At 65.8% G+C, this 24,196-nt stretch carries 19 protein-coding genes; 5 read left to right on the plus strand and 14 right to left on the minus strand.

Features of this window, described 5'->3' with window-relative positions:
• A partial coding sequence (locus DY468_RS00800) for a type II toxin-antitoxin system VapC family toxin (protein ID WP_164601466.1) occupies positions 1 to 344 on the minus strand: 344 nt, incomplete at its 3' end.
• Positions 344 to 601, minus strand: a complete 258-nt coding sequence (locus DY468_RS00805) for a type II toxin-antitoxin system Phd/YefM family antitoxin (protein WP_164601468.1) — start codon at positions 599 to 601, stop codon at positions 344 to 346. The genes DY468_RS00805 and DY468_RS00800, both read right to left, overlap by 1 nt.
• Before the next feature lie 881 nt (positions 602 to 1,482).
• Here DY468_RS00805 and DY468_RS00810 point away from each other — a divergent pair.
• The gene (locus tag DY468_RS00810; RefSeq protein ID WP_164601470.1) at positions 1,483 to 3,096 is read left to right on the plus strand and encodes an ABC-F family ATP-binding cassette domain-containing protein; all 1,614 of its coding nucleotides are present in this window, start codon (positions 1,483 to 1,485) and stop codon (positions 3,094 to 3,096) included.
• Between the two features lie 272 nt (positions 3,097 to 3,368).
• On the plus strand, positions 3,369 to 3,674 hold the full coding sequence (gene rpsU / locus DY468_RS00815) for a 30S ribosomal protein S21 (protein ID WP_164601472.1): 306 nt from the start codon (positions 3,369 to 3,371) through the stop codon (positions 3,672 to 3,674).
• Positions 3,675 to 3,691: 17 nt separating this feature from the next.
• Here the strand turns inward: rpsU and DY468_RS00820 are convergent, their stop codons facing one another.
• The 5 genes from DY468_RS00820 to DY468_RS00840 all read right to left on the minus strand — a co-directional run bounded on the left by DY468_RS00820 (position 3,692) and on the right by DY468_RS00840 (position 6,576).
• Entirely contained in the window at positions 3,692 to 4,474 is a 783-nt protein-coding gene (locus DY468_RS00820; protein ID WP_164601474.1) for an anti-sigma factor family protein, read from the minus strand.
• The gene (locus DY468_RS00825) at positions 4,471 to 4,980 is read right to left on the minus strand and encodes an RNA polymerase sigma factor (RefSeq protein WP_164601476.1); all 510 of its coding nucleotides are present in this window, start codon (positions 4,978 to 4,980) and stop codon (positions 4,471 to 4,473) included. Before DY468_RS00825 ends, DY468_RS00820 begins: the two co-directional genes overlap by 4 nt.
• Positions 4,981 to 4,995: 15 nt before the next feature.
• Positions 4,996 to 5,379: a COG4315 family predicted lipoprotein gene (locus DY468_RS00830; protein WP_164601478.1), complete on the minus strand. Its 384-nt coding sequence runs from the start codon at positions 5,377 to 5,379 to the stop codon at positions 4,996 to 4,998.
• A 110-nt stretch (positions 5,380 to 5,489) separates the two neighbouring features.
• Positions 5,490 to 5,876 carry a hypothetical protein gene (locus DY468_RS00835; RefSeq protein WP_164601480.1) on the minus strand — a complete coding sequence of 129 codons (387 nt, stop codon included), beginning with the start codon at positions 5,874 to 5,876 and terminating at the stop codon, positions 5,490 to 5,492.
• Between the two features lie 154 nt (positions 5,877 to 6,030).
• Positions 6,031 to 6,576, minus strand: coding sequence for a DUF6790 family protein (locus DY468_RS00840; protein ID WP_164601482.1), 546 nt, complete (start codon positions 6,574 to 6,576; stop codon positions 6,031 to 6,033).
• Positions 6,577 to 6,917: 341 nt separating this feature from the next.
• Here DY468_RS00840 and DY468_RS00845 point away from each other — a divergent pair, with 341 nt between their 5' ends.
• Positions 6,918 to 8,189 carry an acyl-CoA dehydrogenase family protein gene (locus tag DY468_RS00845; protein ID WP_107356676.1) on the plus strand — a complete coding sequence of 424 codons (1,272 nt, stop codon included), beginning with the start codon at positions 6,918 to 6,920 and terminating at the stop codon, positions 8,187 to 8,189.
• Between the two features lie 103 nt (positions 8,190 to 8,292).
• Here DY468_RS00845 and DY468_RS00850 read toward each other — a convergent pair whose 3' ends face one another.
• The gene (locus tag DY468_RS00850) at positions 8,293 to 10,398 is read right to left on the minus strand and encodes a DEAD/DEAH box helicase (protein WP_164601484.1); all 2,106 of its coding nucleotides are present in this window, start codon (positions 10,396 to 10,398) and stop codon (positions 8,293 to 8,295) included.
• A 302-nt stretch (positions 10,399 to 10,700) separates the two neighbouring features.
• Here DY468_RS00850 and DY468_RS00855 point away from each other — a divergent pair, with 302 nt between their 5' ends.
• Entirely contained in the window at positions 10,701 to 11,741 is a 1,041-nt protein-coding gene (locus DY468_RS00855) for a sensor domain-containing diguanylate cyclase (protein WP_164601486.1), read from the plus strand.
• A 7-nt stretch (positions 11,742 to 11,748) separates the two neighbouring features.
• Here the strand turns inward: DY468_RS00855 and proA are convergent, their stop codons facing one another.
• From proA to galE, 4 genes are all read right to left on the minus strand, one after another.
• Positions 11,749 to 17,712: an anti-phage protein ProA gene (gene proA, locus DY468_RS00860; RefSeq protein ID WP_164601661.1), complete on the minus strand. Its 5,964-nt coding sequence runs from the start codon at positions 17,710 to 17,712 to the stop codon at positions 11,749 to 11,751.
• A gap of 476 nt (positions 17,713 to 18,188) precedes the next feature.
• Positions 18,189 to 18,890, minus strand: coding sequence for a fumarylacetoacetate hydrolase family protein (locus DY468_RS00865; protein WP_164601488.1), 702 nt, complete (start codon positions 18,888 to 18,890; stop codon positions 18,189 to 18,191).
• Positions 18,891 to 18,947: 57 nt separating this feature from the next.
• Positions 18,948 to 20,750, minus strand: a complete 1,803-nt coding sequence (locus DY468_RS00870) for an ABC transporter ATP-binding protein (RefSeq protein WP_164601490.1) — start codon at positions 20,748 to 20,750, stop codon at positions 18,948 to 18,950.
• 121 nt (positions 20,751 to 20,871) lie between these two features.
• On the minus strand, positions 20,872 to 21,885 hold the full coding sequence (gene galE, locus DY468_RS00875) for a UDP-glucose 4-epimerase GalE (protein ID WP_164601663.1): 1,014 nt from the start codon (positions 21,883 to 21,885) through the stop codon (positions 20,872 to 20,874).
• Between the two features lie 182 nt (positions 21,886 to 22,067).
• Here galE and waaC point away from each other — a divergent pair, with 182 nt between their 5' ends.
• A complete protein-coding gene (gene waaC / locus DY468_RS00880) occupies positions 22,068 to 23,012 on the plus strand; it encodes a lipopolysaccharide heptosyltransferase I (protein ID WP_164601491.1) in 945 nt (314 codons plus the stop codon).
• Here waaC and DY468_RS00885 read toward each other — a convergent pair.
• Both DY468_RS00885 and DY468_RS00890 read right to left on the minus strand, forming a co-directional pair.
• Entirely contained in the window at positions 23,009 to 23,551 is a 543-nt protein-coding gene (locus tag DY468_RS00885) for an HAD family hydrolase (RefSeq protein WP_164601493.1), read from the minus strand. The genes waaC and DY468_RS00885 overlap by 4 nt on opposite strands.
• The gene (locus tag DY468_RS00890) at positions 23,548 to 24,135 is read right to left on the minus strand and encodes a D-sedoheptulose 7-phosphate isomerase (RefSeq protein ID WP_164601495.1); all 588 of its coding nucleotides are present in this window, start codon (positions 24,133 to 24,135) and stop codon (positions 23,548 to 23,550) included. Before DY468_RS00890 ends, DY468_RS00885 begins: the two co-directional genes overlap by 4 nt.
• Between the last annotated feature and the right edge of the window lie 61 nt (positions 24,136 to 24,196).

A 24,196-nucleotide genomic window follows, 5' to 3' on the forward strand; every position in this document is an offset into this window, starting at 1 on the left:
ACCACGGTCAGTCCGTGCTCCAGCGCGGTGGCGGCGATCATCAGGTCGGCGCTGTCGTTGCCGAGCGCGGCGCTCAGCGCGCCCCAGCGCCGGGCCGCGCGGAGATCGAACGGGACGATACGCTCACCATAGACGGTCAGGATTCGGTCGAGCCAGGCGGTGAGGGCGCGGGCGAAGTCCGGATCGGTCGCGCGTTGTCGCGCAATGCCACGCTCGATCTCGCCGATGCTGATAACGCTGAGGAACAGGTCGGCCGTCCGCTGGCGTTCGAACCACGCGACGACATTCGGATTGCGCTGTCGCTTGCGCAAGGCCGACAGCGTGACGGTGTCGATCAGAAACATCAGAGCTCGACGTCGCGCATCCGCACGGGATCACGCGAAAAGTCGCCATCGTCCTGCGGCATCGCCAGCAGCACGTCGGCGAACGACGGGGCCGTGGCGCGTTCGAGTTGCTGGAGTCGTTCGTACTCGGCCACGTCGACCACGACGACGGTGGGCTTGCCGTGCTTGGTCACCGTCTGCGGACTGCGCCGCGCGGCCTCGACGACCTCGCTGAACCGGTTCTTGGCGTCCTGCACCGACCAACTTCGCTCGGCCATTTTGGATTCGTTCTGGCTAGAAAATCTAGCCAGAATATATAGAGCGGAGGCAATCGCGGTCAAGCCGTAGGCGGAAGGCGGGGCGATTGGAGGAGGGCGGTTCGGCGCGCGCAGTGCTCCCTGGATTTCGCTGCGCTTCATCCAGGCTACAGGCCCACGGCGCTGACTGTCGCCCGCCGCTGCACCGCGTTACGATGGAATTGTTAGTCGGTAGCTTAGATCTGGGATTTCAGGCGGGTCGAAGACATGTTGTCTCATTGGATTGCCGTGATGGTTTTGATCCTTGTTTTCTGCGGCGCAATGGCCCTCGCTTGGCCGCTTCGGAAGAAAGGAAGAGATCCATTCGGCGCCGACGTGAGTGGTCCGGGCTCCGCGATCAGCGGAGGCCATTGCCACTCGGATGGGGATAGCTGTTCGGGAGGGGACGGGGACTAGATCGGCAAGCAAGCGCAGCCCGGGTGAGCGGAGCGACACCCGGGATTCTTGACTGAAGCGCTCGCTTTCCCGGATATCGCTGCGCTCATCCGGGCTACCCCTTTGCTGCGCCTCTCCGAACGGATCAATCACCGCAGCCCGTAGGGCGGATTAGCGGAGCGTAATCCGCCATTGACCGAGACAAGTCCTGCGGCTGTTCGGCGGGTTGCGCCTTCGGCTAGCCCGCTCCACGGGCTGCGGGCTGCCGCAGTGCCGCCCGGACTCGCTACGCTCGTCTCTTGACTGAGATCGTCGGTGCGTTCGAACGACCACGCCGGAATGCTTGATCGGGCGATGGGAGCGCCCTAGATACAGGCTCTGCTCCTTCTGACCGTTTGGAACCGCGACGATGATTTCATCCCGAGCCGCAATGCCGACCCGCCTTGCCTCTCGGGAGTTTCATCCTCATGTCCGCGCCAATCGTTCTCTCCAAGCTGACTCTCGCCACGCCTGGTGGCCGACCTCTTCTCACTGACCTGGACCTCAGCTTTGCGCGCGAGCGCACCGGCCTGATCGGGCGCAACGGCGTCGGCAAGTCGTCGCTGCTCGCGGTGATCGCCGGCGAGCGCGCCGCGTTGGCCGGGACCGTCACGGTGGCCGGACGGATCGCGATGTTGCGCCAGACAGCCCAGCCTCGGCCCGGCGAGACCGTCGCCGACCTGTTCGGCGCGCGCGCCGCACTGGCGCTGCTGCGCAAGGCTGCGCAAGGCGAGGCCGCGCCAAGCGAACTGGACGAAGTCGATTGGACCATCGGGCAACGCATCGTGGCGTCGCTGGCGCGGTTCGGTCTCGACGTCGATCTCGACGTCGGTCTTGCGGCTCTGTCGGGAGGGCAGGCGACGCGCGCGCGCCTCGCCGCGCTGACGTTCTGCGAGCCGGATTTCCTGCTGCTGGACGAGCCCACCAACAATCTCGATGGGGGAGGGCGCCGCGCCGTGCTCGAGCTGCTCGCCGGCTGGCGCGGGGGAGCGATCGTCGTCAGCCATGACCGGGAGTTGCTTGAAACCGTCGACGCCATCATCGAACTCACATCGCTGGGTGCGTCGCGCTACGGCGGCAATTGGAGCCGCTATGTCGAGCGCAAGGACATTGAATTGTCGGCGGCAACGCGTGATCTGGCGGAGGCGGAGCGGCGTCTGACCGAGACCGATCGCAAGGCGCAAGCAGCTGTCGAGCGGCAGGCGCGGCGCGACGGCGCGGGCAAACGCAAGCAGGCGCGGGGCGACTTGCCGCGCATACTCCTCGGCGCGCGCAAGGATCGCAGCGAAGATACTGGCGGCGCCGGCGCGCGCACCGCATCGCGCCAGCGTGTCGAAGCGGTGGCCGGCGTCGATCTCGCCCGCCAGCGCGTCGAAGTGCTGCAGACGCCGTCGGTCGTGCTCGCGCCGACCGGTCTTGCCGCCGGCAAGACGGTTCTCGCGCTCGACCGTGTCAGCGTGGGCTATCAGCCGCTTCGGCCGGTGCTGAGCGATCTATCGTTGTCGATCACCGGCCCGGAGCGCATCGCGATCGTCGGGCATAATGGGACGGGCAAGACGACCCTGCTCAAGCTGATCAGCGGCGAGTTGCGTCCGTGGCGTGGCGTCGTCCACGTCACGTCGCGTCTGGCAGTGTTCGATCAGCAGCTCAGCCTGCTGCGTCCATCGGAGTCGGTGCTCGCCAACTATCAGCGGATCAATCCGGATTCGGACCTCAACGCCTGCCGCGCGGCGTTGGCGAGGTTCCTGTTTCGTGGCGACGCTGCGTTGCAGATCGTCGGCCAGTTGAGCGGCGGCCAGGTTCTGCGCGCCGGGCTCTCCTGCGTTCTTGCCGGGCCGCAGCCGCCTTTCCTGCTGGTCCTCGACGAGCCGACGAACCACCTCGACCTGGATTCGGTCCGCGCAATCGAGGCCGGCCTCATTGCGTATGACGGCGCCTTGGTGGTCGTCAGCCACGATGAGCAGTTTCTCGATGCCATCGGCGTGTCGAGCCGGATCGATTTGAACGCTTCACGGCCGGAGATGAAGCTGGGGCCGAACTGAGCCGCAAACCCATCGATGGAGTGTTGTGTGCGTACAGTCGGTCTCGCCGACGGGGACTGCAGCCGTACCGTGCGGGGGAATTGATTGACACGGGTGCAGGATAGTGGTCACGTCGCGGCCAGCACAATGCATCTCTGCGAGGCGGAGATGCCGATCGGTCGACGCTGCTGATGCAGGCGTCGCAAGATTCCCGAAACTCGCAAATCAGCTCCCGCGCAGGTGGACTGCGATGCGGGGCTTGCTGCAGTTCGCGGATCATCAAGGAGGAATGATTGCAGGTACTTGTCCGGGATAACAACGTCGATCAGGCGCTCCGCGTTCTCAAGAAGAAGATGCAACGCGAAGGCGTATTCCGCGAGATGAAGCAGCGGCGCTCTTACGAGAAGCCGTCGGAGCGCAAGGCGCGCGAGAAGTCCGAAGCCGTCCGCCGCGCCCGCAAGCTGGCGCGAAAGAAGGCGATCCGCGAAGGCCTGCTGCCCGCGCCGCCGAAGAAGAAGCCGTTCGAGCGGAAGTCGCCGTTGCCGGAGACCAAAGAGCGCGTCGGCCAGACCGGCGCACAGCCTTCGGCCCACAGCTGAGCAAACCGTCGCCCGCGCTACAGCGCCTCGTATTGCTGATAGATCGCGCGGGCGATGCCGAGCAGGTGGTCGCGGTCGGTCTGCGCCACCACGGCGTAGGACAGCTTGGCATCGATCCAGGAGAACGCCGCCAGTTCGCCGGTGCGTTCGAACCGGAACGCGCTCGGCTCGGCGTCGCCGCCGGGCCGCACATAAACGGTGACGCGGCGGCCCTGGGCGTCTTCGTACATGAACTGCGCCGCCGGGCCGCTGGTGGCCGGCAGCAGCCGGCCGCCGATCAGCTTCAGCCCGAGCGCGTCGAGCTTCGGCGCGGTCAGTTTTCGGCCGAGCCGGCGCGACAGCCATTTCACCAGATGCGCTTCCTGGTCGGCCGAGACTTCGACCGGATGCGCGACCTCGACCGCATAGGTCCGCCACGCCACCATCGCGGCGTCGGCGACCGGCGCGGCCGCAAGGATGGTCGGCGTGCGGTGCCAGCGCTCCGAGGCCAGCCAGCCGCCGGCGCCGCCGATCAGCAAGAAGGCCAGCGCCGCGGCGATGGCGCCGAACCGCTGCCCCGCAAAGGCGCGGCGCTCGCTGCGCAGATGCGCGATGCTGAGCCGCGCCGGGATCGGCTCGGCGGCGACCGCCGCGAGCCGGGCGCGCAGATCGTCGCGATCGGCGATCTGGCCGGCGATGCGGCGGGCGGCCTCGGCGTCGGATTCCAGATAGGCTTCGACCTCCGCGCGGCGCGCGGCCTCGAGCCGGCCGTCGACATAGGCCTGCAGATCGTCCTCGCTGAGAGGGCGACGGGCGGTCATTTCACTCTCCTCAACACGGTGGTGCGGCCGGCCTCGACGCTGTGGCGCAGCGCCTCGCGGGCGCGGCTGAGCCGCGACATGATGGTGCCGACCGGCACGTCGAACACCCGCGCGGCCTGCTCGTAGCTCAATTCCTCGACGCCGATCAGCAGCAGCAGCGAGCGCTGATCTTCCGGCAGATCGCCCAGCCGCGCCAGCGCGTCGCGCGCGATCAGGCTGCGCTCGGGGCCGGCGGCCCCGTCGGTAAACGGGCCGCGGGAGTCGAGATCGACGGCGGGGCCGCGACGGACCGCGCGGCGGCGTTGGTCGAGATAGAGATTGCGCTCGATCGTAAACAGCCAAGCGCGCAGATCGCCGCCCGGCCGCCGCAGCCGCCAGCGCGTCAGCGCCCGCTCCAACGTGCTCTGGACGAGATCGTCCGCGGCGTCGCGATCGTGCAGCAGCGCCCGCGCGTAGCGGCGCAGGCTTGGTATCAGCGGCTCGATCTCGGCGGCGATCTCGTCCAAAGCGGTCTCGTCGGATCAGGGCTTGGCGATGTGCCAGGCGCCGTTGAGGAAGCCGTCGCCGGTGGTGTCGCCCGGCTTGGCGTCCTTGGTCCAGGCATACAGCGGCTTGCCCTTGTAGGCCCACTGCTTGGCGCCGTCGTCGCGGGTGATCACGCTCCAGTCGCCGGAGGCCTGCGCGCTCGCCGCAGCCATCAGCGGCGGCCAGTTGGTGGCGCAGGGGCCGTTGCAGGCCGACTTGCCGCCGGTGTCCTTGTCGAAGGTGTAGAGCGTCATGCCCTTGGCGTCGACCAGCGCCTTGCCTTTGGCGGTGTCGGCGACCTTGGCCGGGGCGGCGGCCTGGGCGAATGCCGCGGTGGCGGCGAGCACGAGAGCGGATGCGAGCGTGAGCGTGCGGATCATGTTTCCTCCTTCGGGTGGGTGGATCCGCAACCAGAGACGATTTCGGTCGGCGGTTATTCCCGAAGGCGCGGTCACGAGCGCGTGAGGACGAAGGCGGCAGGCGCGTGCGCTCACCGCCACCTGTTCACCACCCAGATCGCCCCCCACGCCCCCGCCAGCGTCACGAGCATCGCGCCCGCAAGCGCGACAGCCATCACCGGGCCGCCGGCGGCGGCGAGGGAGGATGAGCCCTGCACGAACGGGGCGAGCAGCATGGTCACGGCCATGCCGCCGAGCGGGGCACAGAGGAAGGCGCCGATGAGGGCGACGGCGATGCTGACGATCCAGCCGAGCGGGCCGCGGCGGCTGGTTCGGGCGTCGTGGATGCCGACCGCCAAGGCGCCGAGCAGGAAGGCCAGCGCGATCAGCATCGGCCCGCCGACGCTGCCTGCGGGGATCGCGCCGGTCGCTTGCAGACACAGGATGCCGATCACGGCACTCAGCATGATGATGGGCATGCGGCGCGTCCTCGCTGCTCGGGCGCCGAGAAGCTCGCGGCGGCCCATCGGCATGATCGAGATGGGGGCGCAGAGCAGCCTGCTGCGGCGTCGGTCGACTTCCCTTTTGTCCGGGAAGCGCGCTTGCAAGTTCAACGCGCTGCGTTCGGGATGATCACCCGGCCGACGGCCGGTTTGTCACGCGATCGGTTCGGCTGCGATGCTGCAGCCACAGTAGCGTCGCGCCGAACAGTGGGATGAGGATGTCGGTGTAGAACACCACGCCGGCGTTGCCCGGGGCGAAATTGTGTTGCGTCACCATCTGATTGATGTGGCCGACGGCGGCGCCGAGCGTGAACAGGCCGGGGCCGACGATCGCAGCGAGGCGAAGATCGAAGCTGCGGAAGGCGGCGAGGAAGCCGACGACCGAGTACCCGAGGCTCGCGGTGGCGACCTCGAACTGGAACGGGCTGTCGGCCCAGCCGATGAACGCCGCCGACATCCTGCCGAAGAAGCCGTGCATCACGAAGTTGTAGAAGTAGCAGACGCCGATCGACCAGAACAGGTGCCAGGCCAGCAACCGGTCGATCACGTCCGGGAATCGCAGCGGCTTCGGCGCGCGCGCGATCGCGACCAGCCCGAACAGCAGGCCGATGACGAAGAAGCTCAGGGAAAAGTTCGACAGCATGAACACGATCGTCGCCTTGATCACTTCCGCCATACCTCGTGCTCCGTGCGGTGATGATCTCCGCAGCCATGGAGCTGAAGCGGCGGGATCGGGTCGATGGTAACACTCATTCGGACAGCAGCCATCAAGGGCGAAGACTCGCCGGACGATCACGGGGCGAGGGCGCGTTGCTACGCGGGGAACCGTTCGACGTGGAGTTCAGCGGAGACGATTTTTCGCAATGCGGGATTAGGTTCACACGCTGTTTTAAACGCAGTTCGATCAAGACAACCCGGCGGGTTCGTGTCTATAACCGATGCGCGGTCGTCCGCCCGGGACGGCTGCCAACGACGCCAAGAAACGCAACCAAGAAAAGCCACGAGGAGCACGCCCGCATGCAGACGGCCTACGTCCCCCGCCAGACCCCTTACACGCTCGCGCCCGAAGACGCGCTCAACGATCTGCGGATGAGCGAGGCCGTCCGGCCGCTCTACGACCATGTGAAGAAGTTCATCGCCGAGACCGTCGAGCCGATGCAGCACGAGTTCGATATCGCGGAAGCGAAGAATCCGAACCGCTGGTCGTTCTCGCAGGAACAGCTTGATCTGCTCGGCAAGGCCAAGGCCAAGGCCAAGGAAGAAGGCCTCTGGAACTTCTTCCTGCCCGACGCCGAAACCGGCGAAGGCCTCAGCAATCTCGACTACGCCTATATCGCGGTCGAACTCGGCAAGGCGCCGCTCGCCTCCGAAGTGATGAACTGCTCGGCGCCCGACACCGGCAACATGGAAGTGCTGGAGCGCGTCGGCACCCCTGAGCAGAAAGAGAAGTGGCTCAAGCCATTGTTGAACGGCGAGATCCGCTCCGCCTATGTGATGACCGAGCCGAACGTCGCTTCGTCCGACGCCAAGAACGTCTCGACCTCGGCGGTGCTCGACGGCAACGAGTGGGTGATCAACGGCGAGAAGTACTACATCTCCGGTCTTGGCGATCCGCGCTGCAAGATCATGATCGTGATGGTCAAGACCGATCCGACCGCCGCGCCCAGCAAGCAGCAGTCGCAGATCCTGGTGCCGGTCGACACCCCCGGCGTCGAAGTGCTCGGCCCGATGCACGTGTTCGGCCACGACCACGCACCGCGCGGCCACATGCACATGCGCTTCAACAATGTCCGGGTGCCGAAGGAGAACATCCTGCTCGGCGAAGGCCGCGGCTTCGAGATCTCGCAGCTCCGGCTCGGCCCCGGCCGCATCCATCACTGCATGCGCACCATCGGCAAGGCCGAGAAAGCGCTCGACCTGATGGTGGCGCGCGGCCTGACGCGCGAGGCGTTCGGCAAGAAGCTGGCGCATCTCGGCGGCAACATGCAGATCATCGCGCAGGCGCGCTGCGAGATCGAAGCGATGCGGCTGATGGTGCTGAAGGCCGCCAAGGCGATGGACGTGCTCGGCAACAAGGAAGCGCGCGTCTGGGTCAGCATGGTCAAGGCGATGGTGCCGGAGCGCGCCTGCAAGATCATCGACCAGGCGATCCAGATGCACGGCGCCACCGGCATCTCGCAGTGGACCCCGCTCGCCGAGATGTACACCGACGTCCGCCACCTCCGCTTCGCCGACGGTCCGGACGAAGTGCACTGGATGGTGGTCGGCCGCCACGAGCTGACGCTGTAAGCGACTGCTATCAGCTTGACGACATCAGGGCCGGGGCATTGTCCCCGGCCTTGTTATTTGTGGGATGCGCGGCCCGAGCCCGGCGTCACGACGAACTCACGCCTCAGCGAAACTTCTTCTTCGCCTTCGTCTTGAACGGCGGGTTCTTGGCCGACGGATCGGCGCGGCGGGCCTTGCTGACATAGGCCGGCTTGTCGCCCTTCGCCTTGCCCGGCTTGAAGCCGTCCTTCTTGAACGGCTTGGCTTTGAAATCGCCCTCGATCGACTCCTCGCCGCGCGGCTTGAAGCCCTTGTCCTTGAAGCCCTTGTCGTTGAAGCTCTTGTCCTTGAACCGCGCCGGCTTGCCGCCGCGCGGAGCCTCGTCGTGCGGCGCGCGCTTGCCCGGCCGCGGCGCGTCCTGCTCGCGCGGATCGGGCAGCGGTTCGCCGGACAGCGGCGACCACGAGTCGGGGCGCTTGCCACGGCGCGCGTCGCGATCCGGCTTGCGGTCCGCATCCGGCCGCGGCGGACGCTTGTCTTCGCGCGGCGGGATCGGCTTGGCGCCGATCAAGGGCTCGATCCGGATGTTGTCGTCGTGATCCGGCCGCTTGATCTGCGCCGCGAACGCATCCGCGGCGGCGGGCGAGATCTCGAACTCGGTGGTGGTGTCGAGGATGCGGATCGCGCCGATGTCCTGACGGGTGATGCCGCCACGGCGGCAGATCATCGGCAGCAGCCAGCGCGCCTCGGCGTTCTTGCGCTTGCCGATCGCGGCGCGAAACCACACGCCGCCCGCCATCGCGTGCTTCTCGCCGGCCTTGGCCGAGCGCGTTCGCGGTGCCTTGTCGCGCGGCTCGTGATCGCGCGGCTCGCGCACAGCCTTTCCGCCGCGCTCGTCGCGGCCGCGAACCGGGCGCTCGCCGGGATCGAGGATGTCCTCCGGCGCCGGCATCCGCGCCCGTACTACCCTGGCCAGCGCCACCGCGATCTGCTCGGGCGAGCGCTCGGCGAGCAGCGCCTGCGCCAGCGCCTGATCTTCGGCGGTCGGCTCCTCGGTGAACAACGGGTCCTGCAGCATGCGCTGCTGATCGAGGCTGCGGATCTCGTCGGCCTGCGGCGCGGTGCCCCAGTTCGCTTCGATGCCGGCGAGCTGCAGCAGCAGCTCGGCGCGCCGCCGCCGCGCCGGCGGAACTAACATGACGCTGATGCCCTTGTTGCCGGCCCGCCCGGTGCGGCCGGAGCGATGCTGCATCACTTCGGCGTCGTTCGGCAGCTCGGCGTGAATGACGAGGCCGAGGTTCGGCAGATCGATGCCGCGCGCGGCGACGTCGGTGGCGACGCAGACCCGGGCGCGGCCGTCGCGCAGCGCATTCAGCGCGCCGGTACGTTCATTCTGGGTGAGCTCGCCGGATAGCGCCACCACGGCGAAGCCGCGCTCCAGCAGAGCGGTCTGCAGATGCGTGACCGCGCTGCGGGTGTTGCAGAACACGATCGCGGTCGGGGATTCGACGTAGCGCAGCACGTTGACCACGGCGTGCTCGACGTCGCTCGGCGCAATCCGGATGGCGCGATACTCGATGTCGGCGTGACCGCCCTCGGCGCCCTCGACCTCGATCCGCATCGCGTCGTGCTGATAGGTCTTGGCCAGCGCGATGATGCCGCGCGGCAGCGTCGCCGAGAACAGCAGGGTGCGGCGGGTCTCGGGCGTGGTTTCGAGGATGAACTCCATGTCCTCGCGGAAGCCGAGATCGAGCATCTCGTCGGCCTCGTCGAGTACCACGGCCTTGAGCTGCGAGACGTCGAGCCGGTTGCGGCGCAGATGGTCGCACAGCCGCCCCGGCGTGCCGACCACGATGTGGGCGCCCTCTGCCAGCTCGCGCTGCTCGCGCCGCGGGTCCATGCCGCCGACGCAGGAGACGATGCGGGCGCCGGCGTGGCGATACAGCCAGCTCAGCTCGCGGTGCACCTGCAGCGCCAGTTCGCGGGTCGGCGCTACGATCAGCGCCAGCGGCGCGGCGGCGGGCTCGAACTGTTCGGCATCGCCGAGAAGATCGCGCGCGATTGCGAGGCCATAGGCCACGGTCTTGCCGGAGCCGGTCTGCGCCGACACCAACAGGTCGCGGCCAACCGTGTCGGGCGCCAGCACCGCGCTCTGCACCGGCGTCGCCTGGAGATAATTACGCTCCGCCAGAGCTCGGGCGAGCGGCGGGGGACTGGTCGGAAATGTCACGAACGACGACCTTCTGGGCGATCACGCCGAATGGGAAAATCCCGTCCTGGCTCTTCTGTTTGAGCCTTCGAACGATGCGCCGCCGCGCGCGGCGGGCAATGACGGGAGACCGGCACGCTTTAAGCCATGCCGGGCCAAAGCGCCAATCTTTCGTGCGGGTGGCGACGTGCCGCGCCCGCTGCGACGTTTACGGGGCGTTAACGACACCCCGTAATTGCCCTGGGGGCATTCAGGAGTTGTTGTCTGCCGCTGTGCAACTCATGGTGTAATTCAGTCGCTGGCGCGTCGCGGAGATCGTGACAATGCACAAGAGACGAACCGAGGAAACGTACCCCTGCGCGGGACCGCCGGATCATCCGGGGGAGAGCGCACAGCTACAGCGCGAGCTGGCCGAGGCCAGGCAGGCGCTGGAGACGCTGTACGCCGCGCTCGACAATGTCGACGCGGGCCTCTTGATCCTGAACGAAGAACTGCGCGCAGTTTACAGCAATCCGGTGCTGCATGTGATGTTCAGGGCCAACAGCGCCGAGGAGATCCGGCAGAACCGGCCGCTTTATGCCGAGATGCTGGCCGCCTCCGCGCAGGCGGTCGCGGTCGATCTCGACGACTATGTGTCGCGGCGGCTGGCCTGGGTGCAGTCCGGCGATCCGAAGCCGATGGATCTGGCGATGACCGACGGCACCGCGCTGCGCTGTCATCTGGCGGTGCTGCCCGGCGGCGGCCGGATGCTGATCTACAGCGATGTCACCGATATCGTGCGCCACGCCGAGGAGCTGGAGCGGCTGGCGACCACCGACGGCATGACCGGGGTCTACAACCGTCGCCACTTCCTGACGCTGGCCGACCGCGAATGGTCGCGCGCCCGGCGCTACGATCGGGCGATGTCGTTCCTGATGATCGACATCGATTACTTCAAGGCGATCAACGACGGATTCGGTCACCAGGTCGGCGACGAAATGATCGTGCATCTCGCCAGGTTGGCGCGCGACTGCAAGCGGGATTGCGACGTGCTGGCAAGGCTCGGCGGTGAGGAATTCGCTCTGCTGCTGCCGGAGACCGATCTGGCGCAGGCGGAAGTGGTCGCAGAGCGACTGCGCCGCGAGGTCGCCGCCAACGCGCTGGTGGTCGCCTCGCATGCGATCCCGGCGACGGTGAGCATCGGTGTCGCCACCGCACTGCCGGGGATGAAAGATGTCTCCGACCTGATGAAGGCGGCTGACCAGGCTCTCTACGACGCCAAACACGCCGGCCGCAACCGCGTCATCTGCCGCGCCTGCCACGATCCGGCGCCGAGTCTGGTCCCGGCCGTGGTGCCCCGGCGCAAGACTGCGACGATCGGGTGAGGCGGCTTCAGAAGCCCAGCGTCTGCGCTCGCTCGATCGCCTCGCGCAGCCGCTCGCGCGAGGGGGCCGCCAGCCGCTCGATCTCCAGGAGTCGCGCATAGACCAGGGGCGGGTCGTCTTCGGCGAGCGCGTGGGTGTGCGCCAACACAAAATCCACCAGCTCAGCGAGGGCGATTTCGGCCAAAGGCCGGCGGTGATCCGGGCCGTGAGGCATGCGGAACGCGACGCGTTCGGTCATCGTGCCGGGCAGCCACAAGAACGCGCCGGACGTTTCATCCGTCCGCTCGTAGTCCTTCAAATGCCGCGACACCTGTTCGCGAATGCGGGCGCCGGTCCGCGACCAGCCGTGCGCCCGCGCGATGCGCTGAGCCAGGACGTCCTCCCTCACCGGTGCTTCGGCGATCATCACCGCATCGACCATCGCCGCGATGGTCGGACGGTACGAGAACTCAAAAAACCGTTCGGCGTCCGTCTTGAATCCCGAGAGATCGGCGATGCGGAAGGTCGTGCAAGTTTCCTTGACGGCAAGATCGAACGAGGCCAGTCGGGCTTCGCCGGCCGGCTGGGCCACGGCGTGGGCAGCCTCCCATTCGAGCTCGCGGAGGTCGTGGTCTTGCTCCGGTTCGTCTGACCTTTGCGCGTCCGGCTGTCGCTCGTCCGGCTCGCCCAGCGTCAGATCCACGCCGTCTGCAAAGCCGGCATTGCTCTCGCTGGCCGGTTCGCCCGCACGTTCGTTGTCAGCATCGGCACGGCTGGCCGTGAGGAGTTCATTCAAGGCGGTATGGACGCGCTCGATCGCATCGGCCGCACTGAACCACCAGTCGGTCGACCATATCCGCAGGATGTTCCAGCCCAGACCACGCAGAACCTGCTCGCGCACCTTGTCTCGATCGCGGGCCGTGGCTGAGCTATGATAAGTGGCGCCGTCGCATTCGATTCCGGCGAGATACAGTCCAGCGTGATCTGGATGCCGGATGCCGAGATCGATCCGGAAGCCGGACACGCCGACTTGCGTCACCACCTGCCAGCCGCGGGCTTGAAGCGCGGCCGCGACAGCCTGCTCGAACGGTGACTCGACCCCGCCGAGCGATCCCTCGTCCTGAGCGGGCAGGGCGATCGCGCCGCGCGCCGCATAGTCGAGAAATGCCTTCAGGTGATGCACGCCCAACGCTTTGCTGCGGTTGAGATCGATATCGTCGGCACGGATGCCGGAGAATACTTTCAGTTCACAGCGGGTGCGTGTAATCGCCACGTTCAGTCGTCGTTCGCCACCTGGCCTATTGATGGCGCCAAAATCCATCGGCAGCTTTCCGGCGGCATCGCGGCAGAAGGTGATCGAGAAGTAGATCACGTCGCGCTCGTCGCCCTGAATGTTCTCGAGATTCTTGACGATGACCGGCTCGATCCGATCGTCGGAGAAGAACCAGTCGAGGTCAGGATCGGCGCGGCACACTTCGTCGAGCAGGTCCTGAATAAGCGACTGCTGCTGCGCATTGAACGTGATGACGCCGACCGTCGGGCGTTCGGCCTCCGGCAAGCCGAGCCAGCTCTTCAGCTTGGCCCGGATGTCGGCGGCGATTGCGCGCGCCTCCTCGGGATTGGTCCGGCTCTTGCCCCGATCATAGACGCCGGTCGGCACCAAGTTCAGGGAGACCGCACGATCCTCCGTCACCGGGCTCGGGAAGGTGACGAGATGATTGTCGTAGTAGTGCCAGTTCGAGAACGCGATGAGAGATTCGTGGCGGCTTCGATAGTGCCATCGTAGATTAAGACGGCGAAGTCCCGAAGCCAGCGTTTCGTCGAGGATGCTCTCGAGGTCACGTTGAAACTCGGGTACGTCGTCCTCCTGATCGTCCGCACGGCCGAAGAAGTTCGTCGGCGGGAGTTGCTTGGGATCTCCGACGATGATGGTCTGTCGGCCACGCGCGATTGCACCGACCGCGTCCCAGGTGGCGATCTGCGACGCCTCGTCGAAGATCACGATGTCGAACAGCGCCTGATCGGGCGGAAGATACTGCGCGATCGATAGCGGTGACATCAGCACACACGGCGCGAGTTTGCTAAAGCTATGTGGCATCGCCGCGACCATCTCGCGAATTGATCGGCTGGGACGTGTTAGACCCATTTGATGGCGCAGTTGTCCGAGCTCTGATTGCCGAGGCACCGCAGCTGACGGGGGAAGGCCATGCGCCAGCGCGCTGACCACCTTGTCACTGGCATGGGCGCGGACCAGATCGTCCACCGCTCTGAAATCGTCGATCGCATTCTCGTGGGCGAAGCGGCGGAAGCTCCGCAGCTCTTTGCTGTCGTCGATCGCGAGCGGCAGCCACCAACGTGCGTAGCCGAGCCTGAACGCCGACACGCTGCTGTCGGCCGGCACGGCACCGGTCTCGATAGCTTCCACGAGGGGCGCTAGTCCGCGCGCGATGGCCCGCTTCCGGACCGCGCACCACGACGACCAATCGCGAAACAACGCGCGGGCGTGTTCGATCTCGTCCATCTGCCGGATGATGGAGCCGAGAAAATCGTCGGTATTGCGCTCGAGCGGCAGGCCGGCAGCCTGTTCGAACCGGCCAATGCAGGACTGCAGCTCCTGGTAAGAGGTCAGATAGGTCTTGGCGGCTGCAAGCTGCGGCTGATTGACCTGTCCCTTCAGGTTGGCGGCGATGCTGGCCGCCACCTTTTGTACGTCGCCAGCGAACTCGCCGAGCTGCACCAGCGAAGTTCGCAGCCGCTCCGCTTTTTCCAGATGACCCGTCAGCGCCTTGCAGTCGGTATCGAGTCCTTTGAAGGCCAGCGGGGCCTGGGCGATCGCATTATTCTGGATCGATTGAAGCCGCGCCTGCAATTCGCGCAGCAGCCCGATGTCGGTGCCGGGCTCCGCGGTCTTGGTTCCGGCGTAAGATCCGAGCAGGCGTCTCACCCGCCGCGTCCCAAGCCAGGATTTCGGCCACATCGCCGCCTTCGCCTCGTGCCAGTCGCGATCGATCTCTGTGATCGGAATGCGCGCGACGGTGTCTGGCGCGTAACGTGCGGACAGACCGGTCTCGCTATGGCGGTAGGCCGAAATTGCCGTTTCGAGCTCGGCCAGCGCTCTGGCCAGCGCGGCGAAGTCGCGGTGCAGGATGATGGTGTGATCCTCGCCGGAGGTCGCGATCAGATCCTGGGCGAGGTCGGCGAAGTATTTCAGGCCATCTGCTCGGCAGTCCTGAAAGCCGTCGAGACCGAGCCGCGGACTGATCGCGGCCAGCGCGGTCCGTGCCGCGATCGCCGCTTCCGCCAGTGCCTGTGCGGCCGCGAGCAGTTTTTCCTGCCACGCGTTGGTCCACTCCTCGACATGCAGCAGGCTGAGCACCGGGCGGACGGTTACGGCCGCATAGGTCAGGCCGAGATCGCGGGCGAGATCCTCCAACTCGCCGTAGGCCCGAGCGTCATGAGAGTCCTTGCTCGGCCACTCGAATTTCGGGGCGTGCTCGTCGCTGCCGAGGGTTGCAATCCCGATAGCGAGGTAAGGTGTTAGTCCGTTTGGTGACTTGCTGTGGAGCGCTTCGACATAAGCATTCAGCTCGTCGCGGCGGATCTGCAGCCGATGATTGAGCTTCACCCATTCGGTTTCGTTCTTGGCGGCGCGCTTCTCCCACGAATTCTTCAATTGGCCGAAGAAGTGCTTCCGGTCCGCCTTGCTGGAATGCAGCTCGAGGCAATGGTCGCCGAGCCGGTGCTCGCGCAAGCGCCGATACACGACGTCGAGAGCCGCCGTCTTTTCGGCGACGAACAGCACGGTCTTGCCGGCTGCCAGGCACATCGCGATCATGTTGGCGATGGTCTGGCTCTTGCCGGTGCCGGGCGGCCCGATGATGACGAAGTCGCGCCCTTGTGCTGCCGCGAGGCACGCGGCGATTTGAGACGAGTCCGCCGGAAGCGGCAGCACCAGATCGGCCGAGGCGTACTGCCGATCGATATCGGCTTCGTCCGGAAAGGGCTGGTCGGCACCGTCGAGGATGCGATCGGGATTGTCGATCAGGTGTTTGACGACGCGATTCTGACGCAGCGCTGCGACGCGGTCGGTCAGATCCTTCCACATCAGGTATTTGGCGAACGAGAAGGTCGACAGCGCGATGTCGTCGACGACTTCGAAGCTCGGGACGTCGCGGACGGCGCGTCGCACCCCGTCGAGCACCTTCGACACGTCGATGCCCTTTTCGTCCTGCGGAAGGCTGCCGCGAAAATCCGGAAGCGAAAGGTCGAAATCACGCTTGAGAAACTGCAGCAAGGTGGCGTTCAGCTGCGGTTCGTCTTCGTGGAATTTGAGGCGGAAGCGATCGGATGCCCCCGAGCGTTCGAGCTTCACCGGGAGCAGCAGCAGCGGGGCGCGATAGACACGCTCATCCGTCGGCGCTTTCTTCCATTTCAGGATTCCGACCGCGAGATACAGCGTATTGGTGCCACCTTCGGTCAGGTCATTCTTGGCCTGACGATACAAATCCGTGAGGCGAGCCGACAGATCCTTGGGCTCGAGCTTTGAAGACAGTTCGTCTCGCTTCAGCGCTTCGGCCGCGAAGGTCCGGTGCAGGTCGTCGCCGCGCCGATCGCGATGCAGGGACGGGTCCCGGTCGCCCAGCGGATTCTGCTGGGGCAGCGAGATGATCTTGATCGAAATTCCCTCGGCCAGACGATCTTCGAGATAGGCGACGTCCGGGCATAGGAACGGGATCGCCCGTTTTCCCTCGGAGAAGTTCAACAGACGATTGCGGAGCGACAGATCGAGCAGCCGCGATCGCCACCGCTCGATGCGTCCGTCCGGTGTGGTCGGCTTCTCGTCGACCAGATCGGCCGGGGAAAGAATGTCAGGTGCGGGAGGCAGAGGGAGTTCGGCGGACGTTTCTTCCTCGTCGATCCCCGCCTCCATCCTCGGCGTGTGGGATGCCAACGGCAGGATGCCGGACGAGCGCGAGCGCGCGACGTCGACTGCAGCAACAAACGGCTGCAGCGCCTCTTCCTTGAGTTTGTCTTCGCCGACCTTCCGGGCTTGTTCGAATGTCATCGCAGGCCGGTGCGTGACCCCGGTCGTTTCGAACACGATAAACTCGCGGGCAGCGATTGCCTTGCGGAGTTCGCTGACATCGTCTTCGATGGTTCTCGGCAGGGTGCGCTTCACGAGCCACACGCCGACAAACGCATGTCCGTCGAGCAAGACGGTGACAGGATTCAGGCCGACGGCCTCCAGGGCCGCAGCGAACAGAAGAGTCACGTCAAGGCAGGTCCCGAGCTGATCTTGGATCAGCTTGCTCGGTCCGCGCACTTTCTGCCCGCGCTTCTCGAAACTCGCAGGCGGCTCGGCGTAATGCAGTCCCAGTGCCGCGATCGCCGAATAGACCGCTGCCGCCAGCATGTAGGCGCGCTTCGGATCGCTGCTCTGGTAGCCGTCCAGGGCCGATGAGTGGCCATGGGAGGCAAGGCGTTCGGCAGCCGATCGCAGGACTCTGTGAATGGCCGGGTCGTTCGGCATCACAAACGCCGGAAGGAGCTGTGCCATGTCGGACACGCCGCCCCATTCGTCGCGGGCCAGCAGGCGCACTGGCAGGATGGCCTCAGCAACGAGGGTATCTGCCTGCAGCAGCCGCAACGTGATGTCGCCTGCCTCTGCTTCATCAAGTCCGGCCAGATACGAGGGATCTAAATCCACGCGCCGGTCGCTGAGGGTATGCCTGTCGCCCGCGAAAATCCTGTCGATTGTCCAGGTCTTCGGCCGAAGAAATTTGGGACTGGAGACCAGCTCCAGACGAAGCTTCTCAAGCGGCTCTTGGCTCGCGTTGACGATCGCAACCGCGCGGAGGACAGGAATCGAATTCTGATGCGAGGCGAAGGTGAATTTCTCAGCCAGATCGGCTTCGATCTTTACGGTTTGGTCTTGCGCACTCGAACTTGCACCGTCAGCTGCAAGCTCGGCCAATTCACGTTCAGCCTTCATCACCCAACATCACTCCTCACTGCAATCATTGCGGCATTGAAAAATCATCCGCAAGCATGAAGTGTGTGGTCTTCAAAGGGTGAGAGTGGTTCTCCAGAGTATTCGGCCAGCGAATAGCCTTCGGACGGAGCGGTCGGTGGGCTTCCTCTGATCCAGTCTGCCGATCCTTGCGCTCGCTCGGTCGTCAAGTCTTTTGAGATCGCGCCCTTATTCCGGCTGTTCAACCGCCATTAATAGCACCACTCCAATCCCGGCTTTCTTCCGCCGGTACGAGCCGTGGAGCTGCACGTCCGCGCGCCTGAACAGCGCGCTTTCATCCCGCCTGTGTTGCCGGTGAGGCACGCGCGATCGTGGCTTCCGCGGCGCACGGCGTGGGCTGCAAGGTGTTGCAGCCGACGCTGATCGATCTCGAAGGTCGCGCCGGCAATGCCGGCCGGATCGCAAGGCTACCGGCTGACGGTCAATCGGACGATCCGTCAGGCCGGCTGACCGATCGTCACGTTCAGCGTTCCGATCCCGTCGACGCCGGAGGCGATGGCATCCCCTGGTGACAGCGCTGCGACGCCGGCCGGAGTGCCGGTCATGATGATGTCACCGGCGGCGAGTTCGACCTGCGCCGATAGCTTGGCGATGATTTCCGGCACGTTCCAGATCATCTCGGAAAGATCGCTGGCCTGCCGCTCGGTGCCGTTGACCGACAGCCAGATCTTGCCGGTGGCCGGATGGCCGATCTCGGAGGCCGGGCGCAGCGCGCCGCACGGCGCCGAGGCGTCGAACGACTTGCCGATTTCCCAGGGCTGCTCCTTCTTGCGCGAGGCGATCTGCAGGTCGCGGCGGGTGAGGTCGATGCCGACCGCATAGCCCCAGACGTGATCGAGTGCCTTCTCGACTGGAATGTTCAGCCCGCCGCTCTTCAGCGCCACCACCAGCTCGACCTCGTGGTGCAGGTCCTTGGTCAGCGGCGGATACGCGATGGTTGCACCATCGGGCGCGACCATGTCGGCGTGCTTGGCGAAGAAGAATGGCGGCTGGCGCTCGTCATTGCCCATCTCGCGGACGTGTTCGAGGTAGTTGCGGCCGACGCACCAGATCCGGCGCACCGGAAAGCGGTCGCTCGTCCCGGCAACGGCGAGACTGGGCTGCGGCGGCAGGGCGATCACGAAACCAGCGTTGCTCATGAGTGTCTTTCGCAAGCTAAGGGGACGAAGAGGGCGGGGCGGGATCAGATCATCAGGTTAGGCGGAGGCTTCGGCGGGCGCCAGAGGCGTCGCGTGGCGCTGCTGCAACCGGAAGAACGAGGCATAGCGCCCGCCGCGGCGCAGCAGGTCGTCGTGCTGGCCCTTTTCGACGATCTCGCCGGCTTCGACCACCAGGATGGAATCGGCATGCATGATGGTGTGCAGCCGATGCGCGATCACGATGGTGGTGCGGCCGCGGGCGAGACGGTCGATCGCCTCCTGCACCAGCTTTTCCGATTCCGAATCGAGCGCCGCAGTGGCTTCGTCGAGCAGCACGATCGGCGCGTCGCGCAGCAGCGCGCGGGCGACCGCGATGCGCTGGCGCTGACCGCCGGACAGCTGCGCGCCGTGTTCGCCGACCGGGGTGTCGTAGCCGAGCGGGAAGCTCATGATGAAGTCGTGCGCGCAGGCGGCCCTGGCGGCGGCGATGATTTCGTCGTCGGTGGCGCCGATCTTGCCGAACGCGATGTTGGCGCGGACGGTGTCGCGGAACAGATAGACGTCCTGGCCGACATAGGCGGTCTGCCGGCGCAACGATTCACGCGATTTGCTGGCGATCGGCTGACCGTCGATACGGATCTCGCCGCCGCCCGGTTCGTACAGTCTCAGCAGCAGCGCCAGCACGGTCGATTTACCGCCGCCGGACGGACCGACCAGCGCGGTCATCTTGCCCGGTTCGGCGACGAAGCTCATCGCATTCAGCACCGGCTCGTCGGGCCGATAGGCGAACGAGACCTGGTCGAATTCGACCCGCGCGTCGGTAAGTTGCAGCGCCGGCTTGTGGCTGTCGTCCGGCTCGCTCGGCGGGCTGTCGATGATCTCGAGCAGCATCCGGGCGCCGACCAGACCGCTGTTGAGCTCAATGTTGAGCCGCGCCAGCCGCTTCGCCGGCTCGTAGGCGAGCAGGAAGGCGGTGAGGAACGAGAAGAATTCGCCGGGCGTTGCGCCGGTCGCGACCACGCGATAGCCGCCATACATCAGCGATGCCGCCACCGCGAAGCCGCCGAGCGTTTCCATCAGCGGGCTGGAGCGGTTCGACACCTTCGCCATCTTGTCGGCGTTGGCCTGCACCGCGGCGATGTTGGCGTCGATCCGGTCGCTCATGGTCTTTTCGAGCGAGAACGCCTTCACGGTGCGGATGCCCTGCAGCGACTCCTGCATCGTTTCGAGGATCTGGGCGTTGCCGGTGAACTGCGTCAGCGCCAAGCCCTTCACCCGCTTCACCAGCTTGCGCACCACGAACGCCGCCGGCGGCGCGACCAATAGGCCGAACAGCGCCATGAACGGATCCTGCACCACCATCACGATGACGAGGCCGATCAGCGACAGGAAATCCCGGCCGATCGCGTTGATCAGCAGGTTGAGCACTTCGGTGACGGAGTTGGCGCCGGCGGTCAGCCGCGCGAGGAATTCGGAGGAATGCCGCTGCGAGAAAAAGCCGATGCTCTCGTTCATCAGCTTGTGGAACATCCGCCGCTGATTGTTGGCGAGGATCGCATTCTTGATCTGGGTGAGGATCACCGACTGCCCGTAGGTCGCTGCACCCTTCAGGGTGAAGACCACCAGCGTGACGATCGACCAGAACATGATGCCCTGCAGGTCGCGGTCGACATAGGCCTGGTTGATGACCTTGCCGAGCAGGAAGGCCGAGCCGGAGGTCGCAGCCGCAGCGATCGCCATCAGGCCGAACGCCAGCGCGTAGCGCCGCCAATAGGCTGCGGCCTGTTCCATCACCAGGCGGCGGATCAGCTGCCACGCGCCATACGGGTCGTCAGTGATCTTGCGTGGGGCTTCGGTCATTCCCGCATTCCATCGACGGCGTCGGACAAGGGTCGCGCGCGAGGAAGGCGTGCGTCTTGGCGGAGTCCTTGCCCCCGATGGGCCGGATTTTCAAGCCAAAACGGCGGAACCGGTCCCGCTTTCAGGCCGGAATGGCTTGTAATTCAATCCCTTGGCGCATGCGCACCAGCTTTTGCTCCCACGCCAGCGCATGCGTGGCGATGGTCTCAAGGTCGTTATAATGCGGTGTCCAATCGAGTGTATGGCGGATCCGGCTGGTGTCGGCGACCATCGTCATGATGTCGCCGGGTCGGCGTCCTGCGGAGGCGACAGCGAAATTGCGCCCCGCCACGCGTTTGACGGTGTCGATCGTTTCGAGCACCGAATAGCCGCGGCCGTAGCCGCAATTCAAGGTCACCGGCTTGCCGCCTGCGCGCAAATATTTGAGCGCGGCGCAGTGAGCCTGCGCGAGGTCGGCGACGTGAACGAAGTCGCGGATGCAACTGCCATCGGGAGTGGGATAATCGGTGCCGTAGACGTCGATCCGTCTGCGCTGGCAGGTGGCGGCCTCCACGGCGATCTTGAGAAGATGCGTGGCGCCGGCGGTCGCCAGACCGATCCGCGCATGCGGATCGGCACCGGCGACGTTGAAGTAGCGCAGTGTCACGTAGTTGATGCCGCACGCGATCGATGCATCATGCAGCATGATTTCGGTCATCAGCTTTGAGCGGCCGTAGGGTGACGCCGGGCGCGTCGGCGCGTCCTCGCCGATCGGAACCTGATCTGGATTGCCGTATACGGCTGCGGTCGACGAGAACACCAGGCTCTTGATGCCGCGCCGCGCCGCGGCACTCAAAACGCTGCGCGAAACCGAGGTGTTGTTGCGATAGTAGCTGAGCGGATCGCGCATCGATTCGGAGACGATCACCGAACCGGCGATATGGATGATGGCATCGACCTGGTGCGAGGCGATCACACCGTCGACCAGATTTTCGTCGCCTGCATCGCCGATGAACAGCGGCACGCCTTCGGGAACGAACTGCGAAAAGCCGGTGGATAGATTGTCGATCACCACCACGCTTTCGCCGGCCTCGACCAGCGCCAGAACCGTGTGGCTTCCGATGTAACCGGCGCCGCCGGTGACGAGTACGGTCATCTTGGTTTCCGTCCAAGCTGCAGGTTCGTCGAACGCATCAGGGCCAGCCTGTCGACAAACAATGGAATTGCGGTATAGCGGGGCCATCGAATGCGCGAATTGCCAGCGGTTTCGCCGGGGATTCGACTCTATGGTTGTCAATCTGTAACGAGGACCGCGGCAATTGCGGGCCTTCTGCGTCAATGTCGGACATCCTCATCATCAAGACCTCTTCGCTCGGTGACGTGGTGCACCAGATGCCCGCGATCGCCGACGCTGCGCGCGCGATGCCGGGCTTGCGGATAAGCTGGGTGGTGGAAGAGGCGTTCGCGCCGCTGGCGCAGCTCCACCCTTCGGTTGCCGAGGTGATCCCGGTGGCGACGCGGCGCTGGCGGTCACATCTGACGAGCCGCGCCACCTGGCGCGAGATCGGCGATTTCAACACCCGTTTGCGCGAGCCCGAGTTCGACAAGGTGATCGACACGCAGGGCCTGATCCGCTCCGCGATCATCGCGCGGCTCGCGCAGGGCGAGCGCCACGGCTACGACGCACAGAGCATCCGCGAGCCTCTGGCGTCGCGGTTCTACAACATCCGTCATAGTGTCAGTCGGGCGCTGCACGCGGTGGCGCGCAACCGTGAGCTCACTGCTCTGTCGCTCGGCTATCGTCCCCCTGACGAGATCGACTACGGACTGATCAAACCGGGACGCAGCGGTGACGCGCCTTATGCGCTGCTGCTGCACGGCACTTCGCGGACGTCGAAGGAGTGGCGCGCCGAGGATTGGATCGAGACCGGCCGTTGGCTGCACGCTCGGGGGCTGCAGGCCGTGCTACCTTGGGGCACCGAGACCGAACGGCAGACCGCCGAATTGCTGTCGAACGAGATTCCGGGCAGCCGCGTGCTGCCGCGTCAGCGGCTTGATCTCACCGCGGGCGTGATCGCGCGCGCCACGGTGATCATCGGCGTCGACACCGGCCTGTTGCATCTTGCCGCCGCGTATCGGGTGCCGCTGGTCGGGATTTATGTCGCGACCGATCCGGGACTGACCGGGCCGGTCGGCAGCGGCGCGATGCGGGTGCTCGGCAGCAAGAGCGGCGGTCCCTCGGTACGGCAGGCGATCGAGGCGGCCGAGCAGTTGCTCGGTTAGTTGGATGCAGTGGTGCGCTGCATCTCGATCAGCACCTGTTTGACGAAGCCATCGATATCTTCGCTCTCGAAGCGAAAACCGGGAATGCCGGCAGCTTGTGCTGCTTCGATATCACTTGCGCTGTCGCCGATCACGAAGCTGCGCGTCATGTCGACCGGCCAGGCCTTGGCGAGATCCAGGATCATGCCGGGCCCCGGCTTGCGATGCTCGCAGGCGACCCGATAAGCGTCGATCGTTCCGTCGACATGATGCGGGCAAAACCGGATATCGTCGATCTGCGCGCCTTGAGCCCGCAATTCATCCTGCATCCAGCGATGCAAGGCACGGACGTCGTCCTCACTGAACATGCCGCGCGCGACGCCGGACTGGTTGGTGATGATGAAGACGTAGTAGCCGGCCGCGTTAAGCCGCCGGATCGCCGCGGCGATGCCCGGCATCCAGCGCAGGCGCTCGCGCGTGCCGACATAGTGATCGTTGTAGTTGATGACGCCGTCGCGATCGAGGAAGGCGGCGGGCCGGCGCGGCGCGGACGCGGTCATAGCGCCGGCGTGCCGAGCGCTGCTTCGATCTCGTCGCAGATCGCGTGTGCTGCCATCAAGTGGATTTGCTGAACCAGCGCGGTTTCGGGCCCCGGCGCAATCAGAACATGATCGCACAGCGCGCCCATCGATCCGCCGCTCGGGCCGGTCATGCCGACGGTGACGAGGCCGCGCTGCCGCGCGACTTCGAGCGCCGCGAGGATGTTCGGCGAGCGACCGGAGGTGGTGATGCCGATGAAGACGTCCCCGGGCTGGCCTAGACCTTCGACCTGCCGGGCGAAAACGCGCTCGAAGCCGTAGTCGTTGGCGATCGCCGTGAGTGCCGAAGTGTCGGTGGTCAGCGCCACTGCGGGCCAGGCGCCGCGCTCGCGCTTGTAGCGGCCGATAATCTCGGCCGCGATGTGCTGGGCGTCGGCAGCGCTGCCGCCATTGCCGGCGAGCAGAATCTTGCGGCCCTGCTGCAGCGCCTTGATCGATGCCGCTGCGATGGCCCGCGACGCGGCCAGCAGAGTTGCATCGCCGGCGGCAGCAGTCATCGCGGCAAGCGAGAGCTGGAAATGGGCGGCGATCTTGTCCTGGCTCACGTCACACCTGAAGGCTGAAACTGATGGCTCTGGTAAAGCGCAGGGCGGGGGCCGGCGCAAG

The organism is Rhodopseudomonas sp. BR0M22 (assembly GCF_010907035.1).
Classification (GTDB): Bacteria; Pseudomonadota; Alphaproteobacteria; order Rhizobiales; family Xanthobacteraceae; genus Rhodopseudomonas.